The 19,227-nt window shown below is 58.9% G+C and carries 16 protein-coding genes; 9 read left to right on the forward strand and 7 right to left on the reverse strand.

Going from position 1 to position 19,227, the window contains the following annotated elements; genetic code table 11:
• Positions 1-175: 175 nt before the first annotated feature.
• From MFP24_RS09170 to arsC, 4 genes are all read left to right on the forward strand, one after another.
• Positions 176-1,267, forward strand: a complete 1,092-nt coding sequence (locus tag MFP24_RS09170; protein ID WP_249230093.1) for an AAA family ATPase — start codon at positions 176-178, stop codon at positions 1,265-1,267.
• Positions 1,264-1,920, forward strand: coding sequence for a DUF4276 family protein (locus MFP24_RS09175; RefSeq protein WP_249230152.1), 657 nt, complete (start codon positions 1,264-1,266; stop codon positions 1,918-1,920). Before MFP24_RS09170 ends, MFP24_RS09175 begins: the two co-directional genes overlap by 4 nt.
• Positions 1,921-2,068: 148 nt before the next feature.
• Positions 2,069-3,532, forward strand: coding sequence for a beta-barrel assembly-enhancing protease (bepA, locus tag MFP24_RS09180; RefSeq protein ID WP_249230092.1), 1,464 nt, complete (start codon positions 2,069-2,071; stop codon positions 3,530-3,532).
• 20 nt (positions 3,533-3,552) lie between these two features.
• Positions 3,553-3,909 (forward strand): arsenate reductase (glutaredoxin), encoded by a 357-nt coding sequence (arsC, locus tag MFP24_RS09185; RefSeq protein ID WP_249230091.1) that lies wholly within the window; start codon positions 3,553-3,555, stop codon positions 3,907-3,909.
• Positions 3,910-3,927: 18 nt separating this feature from the next.
• Here arsC and hda read toward each other — a convergent pair whose 3' ends face one another.
• The 3 genes from hda to upp form a co-directional block, all read right to left on the reverse strand.
• Positions 3,928-4,635: a DnaA inactivator Hda gene (hda, locus tag MFP24_RS09190; protein ID WP_249230090.1), complete on the reverse strand. Its 708-nt coding sequence runs from the start codon at positions 4,633-4,635 to the stop codon at positions 3,928-3,930.
• A gap of 111 nt (positions 4,636-4,746) precedes the next feature.
• A complete protein-coding gene (uraA, locus tag MFP24_RS09195) occupies positions 4,747-6,039 on the reverse strand; it encodes a uracil permease (RefSeq protein ID WP_249230089.1) in 1,293 nt (430 codons plus the stop codon).
• Positions 6,040-6,216: 177 nt separating this feature from the next.
• Positions 6,217-6,843 (reverse strand): uracil phosphoribosyltransferase, encoded by a 627-nt coding sequence (gene upp, locus MFP24_RS09200; protein ID WP_249230151.1) that lies wholly within the window; start codon positions 6,841-6,843, stop codon positions 6,217-6,219.
• Between the two features lie 283 nt (positions 6,844-7,126).
• On the opposite strand from upp, the gene purM reads away from it, so the two are divergent.
• Positions 7,127-8,164 (forward strand): phosphoribosylformylglycinamidine cyclo-ligase, encoded by a 1,038-nt coding sequence (purM, locus tag MFP24_RS09205; protein WP_249230088.1) that lies wholly within the window; start codon positions 7,127-7,129, stop codon positions 8,162-8,164.
• Positions 8,164-8,802 carry a phosphoribosylglycinamide formyltransferase gene (purN, locus tag MFP24_RS09210; protein WP_249230087.1) on the forward strand — a complete coding sequence of 213 codons (639 nt, stop codon included), beginning with the start codon at positions 8,164-8,166 and terminating at the stop codon, positions 8,800-8,802. Before purM ends, purN begins: the two co-directional genes overlap by 1 nt.
• Positions 8,803-8,837: 35 nt before the next feature.
• On the opposite strand, the gene MFP24_RS09215 is transcribed toward purN, so the two are convergent.
• Positions 8,838-9,902 carry an HD domain-containing phosphohydrolase gene (locus tag MFP24_RS09215; protein WP_249230086.1) on the reverse strand — a complete coding sequence of 355 codons (1,065 nt, stop codon included), beginning with the start codon at positions 9,900-9,902 and terminating at the stop codon, positions 8,838-8,840.
• Positions 9,892-11,907 carry a PAS domain-containing hybrid sensor histidine kinase/response regulator gene (locus MFP24_RS09220; protein ID WP_249230085.1) on the reverse strand — a complete coding sequence of 672 codons (2,016 nt, stop codon included), beginning with the start codon at positions 11,905-11,907 and terminating at the stop codon, positions 9,892-9,894. The genes MFP24_RS09215 and MFP24_RS09220 overlap by 11 nt, the downstream gene beginning before the upstream one ends.
• A gap of 280 nt (positions 11,908-12,187) precedes the next feature.
• On the opposite strand from MFP24_RS09220, the gene MFP24_RS09225 reads away from it, so the two are divergent.
• A complete protein-coding gene (locus tag MFP24_RS09225; protein WP_249230084.1) occupies positions 12,188-13,297 on the forward strand; it encodes an ABC transporter substrate-binding protein in 1,110 nt (369 codons plus the stop codon).
• Positions 13,287-15,404 carry a TonB-dependent siderophore receptor gene (locus tag MFP24_RS09230; RefSeq protein WP_249230083.1) on the forward strand — a complete coding sequence of 706 codons (2,118 nt, stop codon included), beginning with the start codon at positions 13,287-13,289 and terminating at the stop codon, positions 15,402-15,404. Before MFP24_RS09225 ends, MFP24_RS09230 begins: the two co-directional genes overlap by 11 nt.
• A 37-nt stretch (positions 15,405-15,441) precedes the next feature.
• Here MFP24_RS09230 and ybbP read toward each other — a convergent pair whose 3' ends face one another.
• Both ybbP and ybbA read right to left on the reverse strand, forming a co-directional pair.
• Positions 15,442-17,871, reverse strand: a complete 2,430-nt coding sequence (ybbP, locus tag MFP24_RS09235) for a putative ABC transporter permease subunit YbbP (RefSeq protein ID WP_249230082.1) — start codon at positions 17,869-17,871, stop codon at positions 15,442-15,444.
• Positions 17,868-18,569, reverse strand: a complete 702-nt coding sequence (gene ybbA, locus MFP24_RS09240) for a putative ABC transporter ATP-binding protein YbbA (protein WP_040343345.1) — start codon at positions 18,567-18,569, stop codon at positions 17,868-17,870. Before ybbA ends, ybbP begins: the two co-directional genes overlap by 4 nt.
• On the opposite strand from ybbA, the gene tesA reads away from it, so the two are divergent.
• Complete coding sequence (gene tesA / locus MFP24_RS09245; RefSeq protein ID WP_249230150.1) at positions 18,525-19,205, forward strand: multifunctional acyl-CoA thioesterase I/protease I/lysophospholipase L1; 681 nt, start codon at positions 18,525-18,527, stop codon at positions 19,203-19,205. The two genes, ybbA and tesA, sit on opposite strands and share 45 nt — an antisense overlap.
• Positions 19,206-19,227: the final 22 nt, after the last annotated feature.

Genomic DNA, 19,227 nt, shown 5'->3' on the forward strand with positions numbered 1-19,227 from the left:
GCAAACCAATCGATTTTCTTGATTCATTTATGGAAGAATGCACGCATTTATACATCGATTAGAATGAATTTAATCGATCGTCCATTTAAGATGATATCACCGACACTGAATGGTATCTGTTAAGCCCAAAAAACATGACAAGGCCCAACCAAGAGTAAGGTAGCTAACGCAGATTATGAAAACGGTAACCAATAGCGACCACCTAAGCCACATCATAATTAGTGGTTATAAATCAATTGCTAGCTGTGATCTACAAATGGGTTGTCTGAACGTGCTGATTGGGGCCAACGGTGCGGGTAAATCCAATTTCATCAGTTTCTTTCGCCTTATTGCAACCTTACTGGATCACCGTCTGCAAACGCTGGTCAGCAAAGCAGGAGGACCAGACGTCCTGTTGCATTTCGGTCGAAAAAAAACCGAAGCGTTAAAAGGTGAATTGTTCTTTGGCAATAACGGCTATAAGTTCACGCTAGAACCCACTAACGATAATCGTATGATGTTTCAACGGGAAGCGCTCTGGTGGAACATGAGTGGTGATAAAGGCGTAAAATCAGGTCATTTTGAATCGCTGGCGGAAGAACATCGTTCAGGTATCAGAAAATATACGTTACCCGCCATGCGCCGCTGGCGCGTCTATCATTTCCATGACACCAGTGAAAGCGCCAGAGTAAAACAAATTCACCGCATTAACGATAATGACTACCTGAGAGAGGACGGGGCCAACCTGGCCGCATTTTTATACCGTTTGCAAAAAAATCATGCCGACCATTATCAGCGTATCATTAAGACCATCCAAATGGCCGCTCCATTTTTTGGCGATTTCTATCTGCGCCCCACGCCGGATAACCCAGACAGCATTCAGTTGGAATGGGTTGAAAAAGAACAAGATGTCCCTTTCAAGGCCAGTGAGCTTTCCGATGGCACCTTGCGGTTCATTCTGCTAGCCACCGTCTTACTGCAACCCGAAGAATATATGCCCAGCGCCATCATCATTGATGAACCTGAATTGGGTCTGCATCCTTATGCCATCAGCATCCTGGCCGCGTTAATCAAAAGTGCCAGCAAGCAGCATCAATTAATCGTTTCAACGCAGTCAGTGGAACTGGTTAATGAATTTGAAGCCGAAGATTTAATCGTTGTCGATAAGCATCATGGTGAATCGACATTTAAACGCCTGGAACAAGATAGCCTGCATGAATGGCTTGAAGATTACAGTTTAGGTGAACTGTGGAAGAAAAACCTGCTTGGCGGGAGGCCACAGCGATGACAAGGATAAACGTTTTTGTTGAAGGCCAAACGGAAGAAACCTTTGTACGCGATACGCTCGCACCTTACTTTATACGTCATGGACTTTATCTTAATCCAATTTTAGCGCAAACAAGTCGTGGCTATAAAGGCGGTATCGTCAGCTATGGGAAAGTCAAAAATCAGGTCATTCGTCTTTGCAAAACAGATAAAAAAGCCTGGGTAACCACGTTGATCGATTACTATGGTTTACCAGCTGACTTTCCTGGTTTAGCTCACGGCAAACCGGCCAATAGTGATGTTCATAGGTGGATTTTAGAACTGGAACAGGCCTTTCAGGCGGACATTTCGCAACCTAACTTTATCGCCAATTTTTTACTGCATGAATTTGAAGCCTTGCTGTTTTGCGAACCTGACAAATTTGCCGATTGGCTGGCTGACAAGCGCCCTATTGAGAAACTACAACAAATCAGGGCGAAATTTCCCTCCCCGGAAGAGATTAACAACAGTCCCCATACGTCTCCTTCAAAACGAATTTTATCCGTAGTGCCTGAATATCAAAAAACATTGCACGGCCCGCTGATTGCCGCAGATATTGGTTTAGACTCTATGCGTCGAGCCTGTCCCCATTTTGAGTACTGGTTAAATCGTCTGGAAGCATTAAAAAATGCCTAGTGTAGGCTTCATCTCCGCTTTTCCACTCTGGAACCCGTAACGCGTTGCCCACGTTTTTCCCGGATAAATATTTCTTTGTGCGCCATGGCTGGCTAAGATGGTTGGCAAAGCGCTGCAATATTGGCTGTTGATAAGGTTGCTTCTCATTATGTCTAACCGGTTAAGAAAAACGGTCGTTTCCGTCCTGCTGGGGGCGATGATGACCGGCAATATGCTTCCCGTTCAGGCCGAGATCCAGGATCGGCTGCCGGATATCGGCACCACCGCCGGCGGCACGCTGAGCATCAATCAGGAACTGGCGATGGGCGATTTTTATGTCCGCCAGCTGCGGGCGGGCGCGCCGCTGATTAACGATCCGCTGTTATCCAACTACATCAACCAGTTAGGCAATCGGCTGGTCAAGCAGGCCGATTCGGTACGCACCCCCTTCCGCTTTTTCCTGATCCGCAACGATGATATCAACGCTTTCGCCTTTTTCGGCGGCAACGTGGTGATCCACTCGTCGCTCTTTCGCTACGCGGACAACGAAAGCGAGCTGGCTTCGGTATTGGCGCATGAAATTTCGCACGTTACCCAGCGCCATCTGGCGCGCGCCATGGAGTCGCAGCAGCGCAGCGCGCCGCTGACCTGGGTCGGCGCGCTGGGTTCCATTCTGCTGGCGATGGCCAATCCGCAACTGGGGATGGCGGCGCTGAGCGGAACCATGGCCGGGGCGCAACAGGGGATAATCACCTTTACCCAGGGCAATGAACAGGAAGCGGATCGCATCGGCATTCAGGTGTTGCAGCGCGCCGGCTTCGATCCGCGGGCCATGCCGAACTTTCTGCAAAAGCTGGCCGATCAATCGCGCTACACCTCGAAGCCGCCGGAAATATTGCTCACCCACCCCCTGCCGGAAAGCCGCCTGTCCGATGCCCGCAACCGGGCGAATCAGATGAGATCCACGCCGGTGCAGTCATCCCAGGATTTTCTGTTCGCCAAAGTGCGCACCTTCGGCATGTACGGTTCGGAAGGCAGGCCGCTCGACGACGACCTGCTGAAGGCCTGGGCGAAAGGCAACGTACGCGAGCAGCTGGCGGCCAAATACGGCGACGCCATCCGCTTTTATCAGGCCAAGAAATACGACGAGGCTCGCAGCGTGCTGCAACCGCTGCTGGACAACGCCCCGGACAACCCGTGGTTTCTGGATTTGATGACCGATATCGATCTGGGGCAAAACCGCGCCGCGCAGGCGATCGCCCGGCTGCAAAAAGCGCCGGGGGTGCAGACCAACCCGGTGCTGCAGCTCAATCTGGCGAACGCCTACGTCGAGGGGAAACAGCCCGCGGCGGCGAGCAAAATACTCTACCGCTACACCTACGCCCACGCGGACGATCCCAACGGCTGGGATCTGCTGGCGCAGGCCGCCGCCGCCCAGGGATCGCGCGCGGAGGAGTTATCCGCCCGCGCCGAAAGCCTGGCGCTGGCCGGGCAGCTCGACCAGTCTATCCGTTTGCTGAGCAACGCCAGCTCGCAGGTGAAACTCGGCAGCCTGGAGCAGGCGCGCTACGACGCGCGAATCGACCAGCTGCGCCAGCTGCAGCAACGTTTCCGCCAATATCAGAAGTCCTGACGGGAGAAGGATCGTCAACCATGAGCAAAAATGTCACCATTTATCACAACCCGCGCTGTTCCAAAAGCCGCGAGACGCTGGCGCTGCTGCAACGGCACGGCATTGAACCCCAGGTGGTGCCGTATCTGGAAACGCCGCCCGACGCCGCAACCCTGACGCGCCTGATCCAGCAGCTTGGGCTAAGCAGCGCGCGCGATCTGATGCGCCGCAAGGAAGAGATTTACCGGGAGCTTAATCTGGCGGATGACACGCTGACCGAGGCGCAGCTTATTCAGGCGCTGGTCGACCATCCCAAACTGATTGAGCGCCCCATCGTGGTGGCCGACGGGCAGGCGCGCATCGGCCGCCCGCCGGAACAGGTACTGGACATTTTGTAACAGGCGAAGATCCGCGGATTACAGCCCGAGGATCTCTTTGACAAAGGGAATGGTCAGTTTGCGCTGGGCGGTGATGGAGGCGTGGTCGAGCTGATCCAGCGTCATAAACAGCGTGCGCATTTCCCGATCGAGCCGTTTCAGCAGGAAACGGCTGACGTCTTCCGGCAGTTCGAATCCGCGCAGTTTGGCCCGCAGTTGCAACGCTTCCCCTTTCTCTTCATCCGACAGCGGCTGAAGTTTATAGATCTGTCCCCAGTCCAGGCGGGAAGAGAGATCGGGCAAATGCAGATTGAGCTGGCGGGGAGGACGATCGCCGGTAATAAACAGGCGGGTACGTCCGGTCTCCTGGATGCGGTTATAGAGGTTGAACATCGCCATTTCCCAGGCTTCGTCGCCGGCGATCGATTCGATATTATCGATGCATACCAGCGCCAGCTGCTCCATCCCCTCCAGCACTTCAGGCACGAAATAGGCGCGTTTATCCAGCGGCACGTAGCCGACCGCGCGATCGTGACGGGACAGCTCGGCGCAGGCCGCGTGCAGCAGATGGCTGCGTCCGCCGCCTTCCCGCGACCAGAAGTAAATATAACCGCCATGTTCCTGGCGCAGCGCGCCGGTAATGGCGGCAAGGAGCGACGCGTTTTCTCCCGGGTAGAAACTGGCAAAGGTTTCGTCGTCGGGTAAATAGAGTGGCAGTGAAAGCTGTGCCGGCGTGTTCAGAATCACCTCAAGCAGGGCTGGCAGGAAAACAGAGCGAGTTTATCACATAAACTCGGCCCTGTTGAGTCGCAGGCAACGACTCAACGGGATGATAGGCCGTACCCGATTAAGCCGGCGTTAACGCTGAGACGGCTCTTGCGTTTCCGGCGCATCGAGGATCACTTCTTCGCTGCGAAACAGGCTAATCGCTTTAAACAGCAGGCTCATGCCGATGCCGACCACCGTCGCCAGCGCCATCCCTTTCAGTTCGGCCGCCCCGATATGAACTTTCGCCCCGCTGACGCCGATAATCAGGATCACAGAGGTCAGGATCAGGTTTTGCGCCTTGTTGTAATCCACTTTGGACTCAATCAGCACGCGTATACCGGAAGCGCCGATTACCCCGTACAGCAGCAGCGATACCCCGCCCATCACCGGCACCGGCACCGCCTGAATCGCCGCCGCCAGTTTGCCGACGCAGGAGAGCAGGATCGCCAGGATCGCCGCGCCGCCGATCACCCAGGTGCTGTACACCTTGGTGATGGCCAGCACGCCGATATTTTCGCCGTAGGTGGTATTCGGCGTCGAACCGAAGAAGCCCGACAGCATGGTGGAAACGCCGTTGGCGAACATCGAGCGGTGCAGCCCCGGATCGCGCATTAAATCTTTCTTGACGATATTGGCGGTCACCACCAGATGCCCGACGTGCTCGGCGATCACCACCAGCGCCGCCGGCAGTATGGTCAGAATGGCGAACCATTCGAAACGCGGGGTGTAAAACGTCGGCAGGGCAAACCAGTGCGCCTGGGCGATGGGCGCCAAATCCACCACACCCATGGCGAACGACAGCGCGTAACCGGCCAACACGCCGATCAGGATCGGGATAATGGCCAGAAAACCGCGAAACATCACCGACCCCAGGATCGTCACCGCCAGCGTAACCAGTGAAATCGTCACCGCCGTGCCGTCAACGGACGCGCCGTCGGCGGGCAGCAATCCCGCCATGCCCGCGGCCACGCCGGCCAGTTCTAGACCGATAACGGCGACAATCGCCCCCATCGCCGCCGGCGGGAACAGCACGTTCAGCCAGCCGGTCCCCGCTTTCTTAACGATCAGCGCCACCAGACAGAACAGTACGCCGCACATAATAAAACCGCCCAGCGCCACCTCATAGCCCAGAGGCAACAGCAGCAATACCGGCGAAATAAAGGCGAAGCTCGATCCCAGATAGGCCGGTATTTTCCCTTTGCAGATAAACAGATAGAGCAAAGTGCCGATACCGTTGAATAACAGTACCGTCGCCGGGTTGATTTTAAACAGGATCGGGACCAGCACGGTGGCGCCGAACATGGCGAACAGATGCTGGAAGCTCAGCGGTATGGTTTGCAACAAGGGCGGCCGTTCACTTACCCCGATGGCGCGACGAGTCATCTTTGTATCCTCTGTAACCTTGCTATTTGTTGCGGCTGCGGACAGGGTGGCGGACAGGGATTGTCCGCCATAAAAAATCGCCGGGAGCGATTTTCAACGTCGCCCGCGACGGCCCGCCAGGGTGGCGGGCAGGACAGCCCGCCATAAAAAAACCGACTGTTTAAGTCGGCTTGCCTATTATTTGGTACCAAATATCTTGTCGCCCGCATCGCCCAGGCCCGGCATGATATAGCCCTGCTCATTGAGGCCCTTATCGATCGCCGCGGTGTAGAGTTCGATATCCGGGTGCGCTTTTTCCAGCGCGGCAATGCCTTCCGGGGCGGCGACCAGCACCAGTACCTTGATGCTCTGGCAGCCGGCTTTTTTCAGCAGGTCGACGGTGGCGATCATCGAGCCGCCGGTCGCCAGCATCGGGTCGACCACCAGCGCCATCCGTTCCTCGATATTGGAAACCAGTTTCTGAAAATAGGGCACCGGCTCCAGGGTCTCTTCATTGCGGTAGATGCCGACCACGCTGATACGCGCGCTGGGAACATTTTCCAGCACCCCTTCCATCATCCCCAGACCGGCGCGCAGGATCGGCACCACGGTAATCTTTTTGCCTTTGATTTGATCGACTTCAACCGGACCGCACCAACCGTCAATGGTCACTTTTTCGGTGGCTAAATCGGCCGTCGCTTCATAGGTCAATAAACTGCCCACTTCGGAAGCCAGCTCGCGAAAACGCTTGGTGCTAATCTCGCTCTCACGCATCAGGCCCAGTTTATGTTTGACGAGCGGGTGTTTCACCTCGACGATCTTCATCATTATCTCCCCTAGACTGTGGACGGTCAGAAAAACGCGGCTTGCGGCGGCACGCAGGGTGGCGGGCAGGACGCCCACTATAAAAAAAATCGCCGGATTATACCGCTTTTTTGGCCGAGTGATACAGGATTAAGCCTGATCCAGATCAACCGATAACAGAAATTGCCCACGGGGAGGAAAAATAAAAACCCGGCGACACATCGCTCGCAAACGATTGCCCGCGCTGTTAGAATTAGCGCGCTCCATTTTAACTACCGACAGCAACCTCCGTGGGGACTCCGCAGTGACCGACAAAACCTCTCTCAGCTATAAAGACGCAGGCGTGGATATTGATGCTGGCAACGCATTGGTAGACCGCATCAAAGGTGTAGTGAAACAGACCCGTCGCCCGGAAGTCATGGGTGGTCTGGGTGGTTTCGGGGCCTTGTGCGCCTTACCGCAAAAATACCGCGAACCCATTCTGGTTTCCGGCACTGACGGAGTCGGCACCAAGCTGCGTCTGGCGATGGATCTCAAACGTCACGACACCATCGGCATCGATCTGGTCGCCATGTGCGTCAACGATCTGGTGGTGCAAGGGGCCGAGCCGTTATTCTTCCTGGATTACTACGCCACCGGCAAGCTGGACGTCGACACCGCGGCCAGCGTGATTAGCGGTATCGCCGAAGGCTGTAAGCAATCAGGCTGCGCGCTGGTGGGCGGCGAGACGGCGGAAATGCCGGGCATGTACCACGGCGAAGATTACGACGTCGCCGGTTTCTGCGTCGGCGTGGTCGAGAAATCCGCCATCATCGACGGCAGTAAAGTGCGCGCCGGCGACGCCCTGGTGGCCCTGGCTTCCAGCGGCCCGCACTCCAACGGCTACTCGCTGGTGCGTAAAATTCTCGAAGTCAGCAAAGCCGATCCGGCCCAGGTAAAACTGGAAAACCGCCCCCTGGCCGACCACCTGCTGGCGCCGACCAAAATCTACGTTAAGTCCATTCTGTCGCTGATTGAAAAAGTCGACGTCCACGCCATTTCCCACCTCACGGGCGGCGGCTTCTGGGAAAACATTCCGCGCGTGCTGCCGGAAGGCGTTCAGGCGAATATCGACGAGGCAAGCTGGCGGTGGCCGGCGGTATTCAACTGGCTGCAGCAGGCGGGCAACGTCAGCCGCCACGAAATGTATCGCACATTTAACTGCGGTGTTGGTATGATCGTCGTACTGCCCGCCGAGCAGGCAGACGAGGCCGTGGCGTTATTGAACGGCAGTGGTGAAACCGCATGGAAAATCGGCTTGATTAATCAAACCGATACCGGAGATGCAGTGGTCATTAGCTGATGAAAAATTTCGTTATCTTGATATCGGGTCAGGGAAGTAATTTGCAGGCGTTGATAGACGCCTGCAAGCGCGGACGCATTAAAGGCAAGATAGCCGCGGTATTCAGTGATAATCCCGAAGCCCCGGGCCTGCGGCTGGCGCAGGACGCCGACATACCGGCGCACGCCGTCAGCCCGGAAGGATTTGCCGATCGCGCCGCTTACGATGCGGCGATGGCGCAGGAAATAGAGCAGTACCAGCCGGCGCTGATTGTGCTGGCGGGCTATATGCGGATTCTCAGTCCCGATTTTGTCGCGCAGTTCGCCGGCAAAATGCTCAATATCCATCCGTCGCTGCTGCCTAAGTATCCCGGCCTGCATACCTATCGTAAGGCGCTGGAAAACGGCGACGCCGAACACGGCGCGTCGGTGCATTTCGTCACCGACGAAATGGATGGCGGGCCGTTGATTCTGCAGGCCAAGGTCCCCGTTTTCAGCGACGATAGCGAAGAAAGCCTGCGGGAGCGGGTGCAGACGCAGGAACACACCATTTATCCCATGGTGGTCGGCTGGTTTATCTCCGGCCGGTTGGTTATGCGGGAAAATCAGGCCTGGCTGGATGGCGTGCGCGTTCCCCCGCAGGGTTACGCCGCCGAATAATCGTTTTCCTTACAGGCGGCATGACGCGGCCGCTTTTAGCCCTCAGCGGATTCCCGGTAGATGTCCTGAATTCTTACCACGTCGTCCAGAATGTCGATAAACGCCTCGACGACCGCGGGATCGAAATGAGAGCCTGATTCCGAGCGGATATAGGCAACGGCCTTTTCCCGCGGCCAGGCGCGTTTGTAGGGCCGTTCGGAAATCAGCGCATCGAACACGTCCGCCACGGCGGCAATGCGCCCGGACTGCGGAATGTCTTCCCCCGACAGGCCGCGCGGATAGCCGCCGCCGTTCCATTTCTCATGGTGCGTCAACGCGATCTCGCGCGACATCACCATCAGCCGCGAGTCGTCGCCGGCCAGTAATTCGGCGCCGATAACGGTGTGCTGACGCATAACCTCCCATTCGGCGGCATCCAGCTTGCCCGGCTTGAGCAGGATAGCGTCCGGAATGCCTATTTTCCCCACATCGTGCATCGGGCTGGCATGCAGAATAAGCTCGACGTCGCTTTCGCTCCATCCCATCCGGCGCGCCAGCAGCGCGGAGGTATGGCTCATGCGCAGAATATGCTGACCGGTTTCGCTGTCGCGGTACTCCGAGGCCCGCGCCAGGCGGCGCACCACCTGCAGGCGGGTATCCAGCAGTTCCCGGGTCCGCAGGCGCACCATTTTTTCCAGTACGTCGTTCTGCTCATACATCAGCCGGTGCGCGAGATGGGCGTCGAGCAGGTTGCGCACCCGCATTAATAGTTCGGTACGGTCGAAGGGTTTGCTGACGTAATCCCGCGCCCCGCCCCCCAGCGCTTTCAGCAGTTGCTCCCGCCCCTGTTCCGCCGTCAGCACCATGATCGGCGGCAGCAGCGGATCGTGGAGCGATTTCAACTGCTTCATAATCGCATAGCCGTCCAGATGCGGCATCTTGATATCCAGCAGGATCAGATCGGGACGCGCCTCCAGATAGGCGCGCACCACCAGACGCGGATCCTGAACGCTGACCAGCCGGAAATAACCTTCGCTGGCCAGCAGTTTTTCCAGCACCTTAAGGTTTGCCGCTTCGTCGTCGACGATAAGGATACGCGCATCATCATGATTATCGATCATCGTGTGGATTCCCTTGGTCATAGTGCAGATGAGCGTCGACGCTGGTCAGAAAGCGGCCGATGTCCAACGGCTTGGTCAGGTAATCGTCAAAACCCGCCGCCATGCCGCGCGCGATATCCTGCGGCATCACGTTGGCCGATACGGCGAGCACCGGCACGTCCCGCAGCGGGTGATGAGACTTGAGCGCCTCCAACACTTCATAGCCATCCGTACCCGGCAGATTGATGTCGAGCAGAATCAAATCGGGCCGATGCGCCATGGCGTAGGCGATCCCCGATTCGGCGGTGCGCATGGTGACCAGGCGAATATGGCGCAATTTATCCAGGATCTGCGTCACCAGCTTGAGGTTCACCGGGTTATCATCAATATAAAGGATGTAATGCTGTCTCTGTCCGTGGACGTGCGGCGCGGCGACGGGTGCCGGCCTGCTCGCCGCCGGCGCCTGCGCCAGCGCATCGGCCTGCGGCAGCTCCACCCAGAAACGGCTGCCCTTGCCGGGCTCGCTTTCCACGCCGATCCGCCCCCCCATGGCCTCGATCAGCTTGCGGGTGATCACCAGACCGATACCGGTTCCCTCCACGCCGCTGCGCTCCGCTTCCAGCCGATTGAAAGGCTGGAACAGCTCGCCCAGGCGCTCGCCGGCAATGCCGTCGCCGGTATCGACCACCGCAATGCGCAACCATTTGCCGCGCGTCTCCGGCGCGATGCGCACTTCGCCCCCGGTACGGTTGTATTTGATGGCGTTGGACAGCAAATTGAGCAGCACCTGCTTAACGCGCTGCCGATCGGCGGCCACCGCCAGCGCCTCGGGAACATCCAGACTCAGGGATATTTGCCGCTCCGCGGCCAGCGGTTGCACCAGCTGCCGGCAATCCCGCATCAGCGCGGAGAGCGACACCGCCTCAATGGCAAGCGGCACCACGCCGGATTCGATTTTGGCCAGATCCAGCACCTCATTGATCAACCCGAGCAGATGTCGGCCGGCCTTAAGGATTTCAGTCACATTGTCCCGTTGGTCGGCGTTCAGCTGCTCATCAAATTCCAGAATCTGGGAAAACCCCAGAATGGCGTTCATGGGGGTGCGCAATTCATGACTCATGCTGGAGAGAAACTCGGATTTGGCCTGATTGGCGCGCTCCGCTTCGATCTTGGCCAGCTTCAGCGCCTGCTCGCTCTCTTTTTGCCGGGTGATATCCAGTACGGTGGTCAGGCGTAACCCCTGACCGTCCAAAACCTGATCCCGGCCGCGCACGATGGCGGGAAACGTGGTCCCGTCTTTTCTCAGCATTTCGGACTCATAGGACTCGGACCACTTTTCACCGATCAGCTGAGTCGCCATGGGCACCGCCGTCGGGCTGGTAAAGTCGAGCACCGGCAGGCCGATAGCCTCCTCGCGCCGACAGCGGAACAGTTCCAGCCAGCGGGTGCTGACGTCGACAATAATGCCTTGCCGATCGAAGACCACCACCCCCTCGTCCACATTATCCAGAAAGAAACGGAAACGGGCTTCGCTCTCCTGTAGTTCCCGTTCCGCCTCTTTGAAACGGGTAATATCGAGGTACATCCCCAGCAGCCCGACCAGTGCGCCCTGCGCGTCGCGCAGCGGAACCTTGTTCACGCTGAACCAGCGCCCCTCGCCCGCCTGCCGTTCCACGAACTCAACGGCGTTCATCCGGGGCTGTGCGCCGTCAAGCACCGCCAGATCGTCCTGGCGATAGCGCTCGGCCGCCGCCGCGTCAAACAGTTCGAAATCATCGCGTCCGACGATCTCGCCGGGATCGTCTCGTCCCGCGTCGCGGGTAAAATAGCGGTTGGCGCCGAGGTAGCGGGAAGACGTATCCTTCCAGAACACGCCTGCCGGCAGATGATCGAGAATGGATTGCAGCAGGCCGCCCGGATCCGTCGCCCAGGCGTCGTCCAGGGCGCCCAAGCGGCCGGATGGTTTATCGATGGCGGATTTTGCAGGGTTCCGGGGTTTATCCCCGGCACGGCGATCGGCTCCCACTCCCTTTCTCCTTGCGCGGCGGCTCTCCGTTCACATCCTATCTCACGATGATGAAATTTTCACTTGCAATAGGAACTTTCTTATATTAGATCAACCGGTAACGCAACGACGCCTGCTTTTTTCCTGCGGCCGCCCCGCTTTAATTACTTATTTAACTAGCCGTAATCTGTTGTCCCGCAACGATATCTGTCGCCGGTCCCCATTACCCCCACTAACGCTCCGTTGAAAATAAAAATGGGAGTAATTATCTTTCGCCACCCGCTTTTTTGCAGAGTCAATCATGCGCCTTGCCATCTTTATTATTTTATCGCTTCTTGGCCCGCTGGCGTCGGCAAAAACCGTTACCGATATTCTGGACCGGCAGGTGACGATCCCGGACCATCCGCGGCGCATCATCCTCGGTGAAAGCCGCATGCTCTATACGCTGGCCCTGCTTGAGCCGGGGAATCCGGCGAAATACGTCGTGGGCTGGCCGGGCGACATGGCGCGTTATGACGCGCAAAGCTGGCAACGCTATACGGAAAAATTCCCGGCGATCAAGCAGATCCCGCAGTTAGGCAGCGGCGGTCTAGCTACCCTGAATGCGGAAACCCTGCTGCCGTTAAAACCCGATCTGGTGATTTTGCCGCGGCTGGCAAAACAGCGCGCCAGCGATGACCTGCTGCAACAGACGCTGACCAGCGCGGGTATTCCGGTCATCTACGTCGATTTGCGCGTTGATTTACTCCGCAACACCCTGCCCAGCATCCAGTTGCTGGGAGAGGCGCTGAATCAGCCGCTGCGGGCCGCGGCGTTCAGCGAATTTTATCAGCAGCATATGAATGTCATTCGTCAGCGCATCGCGCAATACCAGGGTAAAAAAACCAGGGTGATGCTGCATCTGCATCTTGGCCGCCGCGATACCTGCTGCACCACCGCCGTGGGGGGAAACCTGGGCGATCTGCTGGCCTTCGCCGGCGGTGAAAATATCGCCGCCGGCGCCATCAGCAGCGTATATGGCGAGCTCAGCCCGGAACGCGTACTGGCGGCCAACCCCGACGTCTACATCGCCACCGGCATGGCCGGGCCGGAAGGCAAGCGCTTTTCCAGCCTGATGCTGGGGCCCGCGGTCAGCCGGCAACAGGCGCAAAACAGCTTCAGCGCACTGATTCGTCAGGACGCCATCCTCTCGCACCTTGCGGCGGTGCAACAAGGGCGGGCGTGGAGCATGTGGCACAACTTTTACCTCAGCCCTTATCACGTCGTGATGGTGGAGATGTTCGCTAAAGCCCTCTACCCCGACCTGTTCGCGGATATCGAGCCGCAACTCACGCTACAAAAACTCTACCAGCAGTTTTTACCTATTGATTTTTCAGGGACATACTGGAGTCAACTTGCACATGAAGAATAAGAAAATGCGGCGTAACGGCTGGCCGGCGCTGGCGCTGCTGCCGTTCGGCATTCAGGCGGCGGCCGAAACGCGGAACGACACGCTGGAGGTTATCGCGACGACCACGGAACAGACGGAAACCGGCTATCAGCCGCATACAACCGTAACCGGAACCCGCAGCGAAAGCCGCCTGCTGGACGTACCGCAGGCGGTCAACGTGGTGCCGAGCCAGGTGATTGCCGACCGCGCGGTACGCAATATTGACGAAGCCCTGTATAACGTCAGCGGCATTACCCAATCCAACACGCTCGGCGGCACCCAGGATGCGCTGATCAAGCGCGGCTTTGGCGACAACCGCGACGGTTCCCTGTTTCGCGACGGCGTGCGCTCCATCCAGGCCCGCAACTTCACCCCGACCAGCGAGCGCGTGGAAGTGCTGAAAGGCCCGGCCTCCATGCTGTACGGCATGGGCGAACCCGGCGGCGTGATCAATATCATCAGCAAAAAACCGCAGCTGGTGCAAAAAACGCATATCGAAGGCTGGGGCAGCAGCTTTGACGGCGGCGGCGGCCAGTTGGACGTGACCGGACCGCTGGGCGCCTCCGGGCTGGCTTACCGTATGGTGGTCGATCACGATGAAACCGACTACTGGCGCAACTTCGGCCGCAACCGGCAAACCACCATCGCCCCGTCGCTGATGTGGTACGGGGAAGAGACCACGGTGCGGGTGGCCTACGAGCATATGGAATACCTGACGCCGTTCGATCGCGGCACCATTATCGACCCCAACAGCGGCAAGCCGGTGAATACCCCGCGCGAACGCCGTTTCGACGAGCATTACAACGCCACCCGCGGCGATCAGGACAGCATCACCCTACAGGCGGAGCGCAACTTGGGCGATCGCTGGAAAAGCAGCCTGACCTACTCCTATAACCGCAACCGCTATAGCGACAATCAGGCGCGGGCGATGAGCTACGATGCCGATACGGGCATATTGACCCGGCGCCCGGACGCCACCGGCTACGCCCATGCGCAAACCCAGGTGGTGCAGCTTACGTTTAACGGGGATATCGACTGGGGACGGGTCAATCACCAGCTGCTGCTCGGCTTTGACCATGAGGCCGACCGCACCTTCCGCGGCGATATGATCCGCGGGACCAACAACAGAACGGACTTTACTATTTACCAGCCGGTATACGGTCAGCTGGCGGCATCCACCAATGTCATCGCCTCGGACAGCGATCAGCGGGAAAATATCGACAGCAGCGGCTTCTTTATACAGGACGTCATTCGCCTGAACGATCGCTGGCAGCTGCTGGGCGGAGTGCGTTACGACAGCTTCGACGTGATGGCCGGCAAAGGCCGCCCGTTCGTCACCCGTACCGATAGCTCCTATAACCGCGCGGTGCCGCGCGCCGGCGTTATTTACAGCCTGACGCCCTATTCTTCGCTTTATGCCAGCTACAGCGAGTCGTTTAAACCCAATTCGTCGATCGCCAGCCAAATCGGCGCGCTGCCGCCGGAAATCGGCACCGCCTATGAAGTGGGCGCCAAGCTGGATCTGCCCAATCGGATCACCGCCAACGTGGCGCTGTTCGATATTGAAAAACGCAATGTGATGGTCAGCGAAACCATTAACGGCGAAACGGTGACCCGCACCGCCGGCAAAGTGCGCTCGCAGGGCATCGAGCTGGATCTGGCCGGCAAGCTGACGGATTCCCTCAGCCTGATCGGCTCCTACGCCTGGACCGATGCCCGCGTTACCGCCGACCCGGAAAATAACGGCAATGAAATGGCCAACGCCGCGCGTCATACCGCCTCGCTGTTTCTGACCCAGGATTTCGGCGACACCGGCATTCACGCCGGCGATAACCTGCGCGCCGGCGCCGGGGCGCGCTACGTCGGCCGCCGCGCCGGCGATACGGCGAACAGCTTCTATCTGGATGACTACACGGTGGCGGATGCGTTCGTGGCTTACAGCCTGCCGCTTAACGGCTACCAGGTGAAGTGGCAGCTTAATATCAAGAACCTGTTCGATAAAACCTATTACCCCTCCAGCGGCGGTCAGTATCGCGTCGCCATTGGCGAACCGCGCCAGTTTGTGCTGCGCGCCAGCGTGGATTTCTAGTTCCCGTCAACGGGCCGGTATCGCCGGCCCGTTGATGTCACCCGGCGAATTGCCGGAACAGCGCCTTGCCGCGCAGCAACCGCAGCCCCAGCCAGCCGCCGCATAGCGATAACAACAGCGCCGCCGCCAACGGCAAGATCAGCCACATCGCCAGATTCGGCTGCCACGGGAAATTAAACACCTGGCTCTGCAACAGCCACAGCGCCGCTTCCGCGCCGATAGCGGCCGCTGCCCCCGCCACCAGCCCCAGTACGGCGAACTCGCACCACAGCGTGGTGCGCAACAGGCGCAGCCCGGCGCCCAGGGTGCGGTATACCATCAGCTCCTGCCGACGCTGACGCATCCCCACCTGGATTTGCGCCAGCAGCAGCAATACGCCGCAGAACAGCACCAGGATCACCATAATTTCCAGCGCCCGGCTCACCTGCTGCAATACCTGCCCCACCTGACGCAGAATGCTGCCCACATCCATCACGCTCAGCGTCGGGAACTGGCGGTTTAGCTGGACGACCATCTGCTCGTCGCCATCGTGGCGGAAGCTGGTCAGCCACGACTGCGGCTGGCTGTCCAGCGCGCCGCGAGGAAAGATAAAGAAAAAGTTCGGGCGCAGGCTTTCCCAATCCACCTGGCGCAGGCTGGTGACCCGGGCGCTGAACGGCTGCGTGTCGCCGGTAAAGGTCAGCGTATCGCCGATTTTAATCCCCATCTCTTTTGCTTCTTCCGCCTCCATCGAGACTTCGCCGGCTTTCGGCGCTTCCCCCTCGACCAGCACGTTGTGATCCGGTATCCCGTGCATCCAGGTCAGATTCAGCTCGCGGTTTACCGTGTTGCCGCCCGGATCGTCCTCATGAATCACTTCCGTCGCCGCCTGCTGATTAATTTCCGTCAGACGGGCGCGAATAATGGGATAGAACAGCTCCGGTTTAACCTGGTGCCGCTCAAGAAAGGTTTTCACCTGCGGCACCTGCTCCGCGGTGATATTCAACAGAAAATAGTTGGGACTGTCCGGCGGCAGCTGCCGTTGCCAGCGCTCCAGCAAATCGCCGCGCATCACCAGCAGCAGGGCAAGCAGCATAAACGACAGCGAAAACGCCGCCAGTTGGCTGAGCGTCGACCACGGCTGACGCAGCAGGCGGTTAATCGCCAGCCGCATCGCCAGTTGCTTAACCGTTAAACGGCGCAGCAGCAGCAACCCGCCCCAGCCAATCACCCCCAGTAACAACGACAGCACCGCCATGCCGCCCAGCAGCGACCACAGCAGGGAGCTGCCGCCGGACAGCACGGCAAGCAGCCCCACCACAATCGCCAGCACCGCCGGCAGGTAGTAACGCAGCGGCCAGACATTGGCCGTCACATCCTGACGCAGTACGCGCAGCGGCTGCGTCGCCAGCAGTAAACGATAGGGGCGCAGCCCCACCAGTAATGAAATCAGCAGCAGCGATCCCAGCGCCCATACCCAGGGCCACAGCCCGGCGGCCGGCAGCGTCGCCGGCAGAACCGGCGCCAGCATTTTCATCAGCACCGCCTCAAAGCCCAGACCGGCCAGACCGCCGCACAGCGCCGCCAGCCCCAGCACCGACAGCCACTGCCCGACGATCAGCCGTCGCAGCGCCCGTCGCCCGGCGCCCAGCGTTTTCAGCACCGCGACCAAATCATAGCGGCTGCGGCAATAGTGCCCCATGGCGACGGCCACCGCGGCGATGGATAACAACAGGGTCAGCAGCGCGGACAGCAGCAGAAATTGCTGCGAGCGTTTCAACGACTGGCTCAGCGCCCCTTCGGAATCCTCCATGCCGTACCAGCGCTGGTCGGGCTTGAGCTGCGGCTTGATAAAATCGCCGAACGCGGTGATTTGCCGCTCGTCGCCCGCAAACATATAGCGCCAGCTAATGCGCCCGCCGGGCTGTATGGCCCCGGTCTTCTCCACGTCGGCCAGATTCATCAAAATCCGCGGCGCGGTATTAAAAGGGTTAAAACCGGAATCCGGCTCCTGAATCAGCTCGCCGTTAATCCGCAGCGAGGTATCGCCGACGTCCAGCATATCGCCGACCTTAAGCCCCAGCAGCGCCAACAGGCGCGGAGCCACCAGCACGGTTCCCTGCTCCGCCCGCAGCCCGGCCGGACGGGTCTGCAGCTCGCCGTATAGCGGATAGAGCTGGTCGGTGGCTTTTACCCTGGCCAGCTGCGGCGTATCGCCGGCAAAGGTCATGGTCATAAATGAAATCTGCCGGCTCAGCGTCAATCCCTGCTGCTGCGCCCGCTGCAGCCAGGCCTCATCCACCGGGCGCGATGCGCGCAACACCCGATCGCCGGCCAGAAAATCACGGCTTTGCTGGCTCAGCCCCTTTTCCATCCGGTCGCCGATGGTGCCTAGCGCCAGCACGCAGGCCACGGCGAGCGTTAACGCCAACCAGACAATCAATAATGAAGGAGAGCGCCATTCGCGCCAGAACCACCGCCAGATCATGCGTCCTCCCGCAGTTTGCCGTCCACCAGCCGCAGCCGCCGCTCACAGCGCGCCGCCAGCTGTTCGTCATGGGTGACCAGAATCAGCGTGGTGGCGTAATCGCGGTTGAGGGAAAACAGCAGTTCGACGATGCGCTCGCCGGTTTTGCGGTCCAGATTGCCGGTCGGCTCATCGGCGAACAGCACCTGGGGACGCCCGCTGAAGGCGCGCGCCAGCGCCACCCGCTGCTGCTCCCCGCCGGAAAGCTGCGCCGGGAGATGATGCAGGCGCTCGCCCAGCCCCAGTTGTTGCAACAGCTGCTCCGCCTGCCCGCGGCTGTGACCGTCGCTTTCGCCGCGCAGCAACGCCGGCAACTGGACGTTTTCCAGCGCGGTCAGCGTCGGCACCAGCATAAACGCCTGAAAAACAAACCCCACGTCTCTGGCGCGCAGCGCGGCGCGGCCTTCCTCGTCCAGTTTATTCAACGATTCGCCCATCAGGCTGACCTCGCCCTCGCTGCCGTCGTCCAGACCGGCGAGAATCCCCAGCAGCGTCGACTTACCCGAACCCGACTCGCCGATCAGGGCGATTGTCTGCGCGGGTTTGACAATCAGCTCAACTCCGGTAAGGATGGAAAGCCGATGTTCCCCTTGACCGACGTGCTTACTAAGATGATGAACTTCAAGAATGTTTTCCGCGGGTCCGAGATTGGTTGCCATAGCTCTCGCTGGACTGGTCTTTGCAAACATATTTTCGTCCTTTTACTTCTGGGATTATTCAGTGTACGCGCTTTGGCGGCGGATACTTTACTGATACTGGGCGATAGCCTCAGCGCGGGCTATCGCATGCCTGCCGCCAGCGCCTGGCCCGCCCTGCTGGATCAGAAATGGCAGGCGCGGCCGGACGGCGTAAAAGTCGTTAACGCCAGCATCAGCGGCGACACCGCCGGCCAAGGGCTGGCGCGTCTTCCGGCGCTGCTGCAACAGCATCAGCCGCGCTGGGTGCTGATCGAACTTGGCGGCAATGACGGGCTGCGCGGCTTTCCGCCGAACAACATAGAACAGGATCTGAGCAAAATCATCACGCTGGTCCAACAGGCGCAGGCGCAGCCGCTGCTGATGCAAATCCGCCTGCCGACCAATTACGGCCGCCGCTACAATGAGTCGTTCAGCGACGTTTATCCGCGGCTGGCGAAACAGTTCGCCATTCCTCTGGTGCCGTTCTTTATGGAGCAGGTGTATCTTAAGCCAGAGTGGATACTGGAGGACGGCATCCATCCCACCCGTGATGCCCAACCCTTTATCGCCGACTGGATGGCGCAACAGCTGGAATCCTTAGTTAACCATGAGTCTTGATAAACAGGCTCTTGAATTAGGT

It is taken from the genome of Brenneria tiliae (assembly GCF_023347575.1).
Classification (GTDB): Bacteria; Pseudomonadota; Gammaproteobacteria; order Enterobacterales; family Enterobacteriaceae; genus Brenneria; species Brenneria corticis.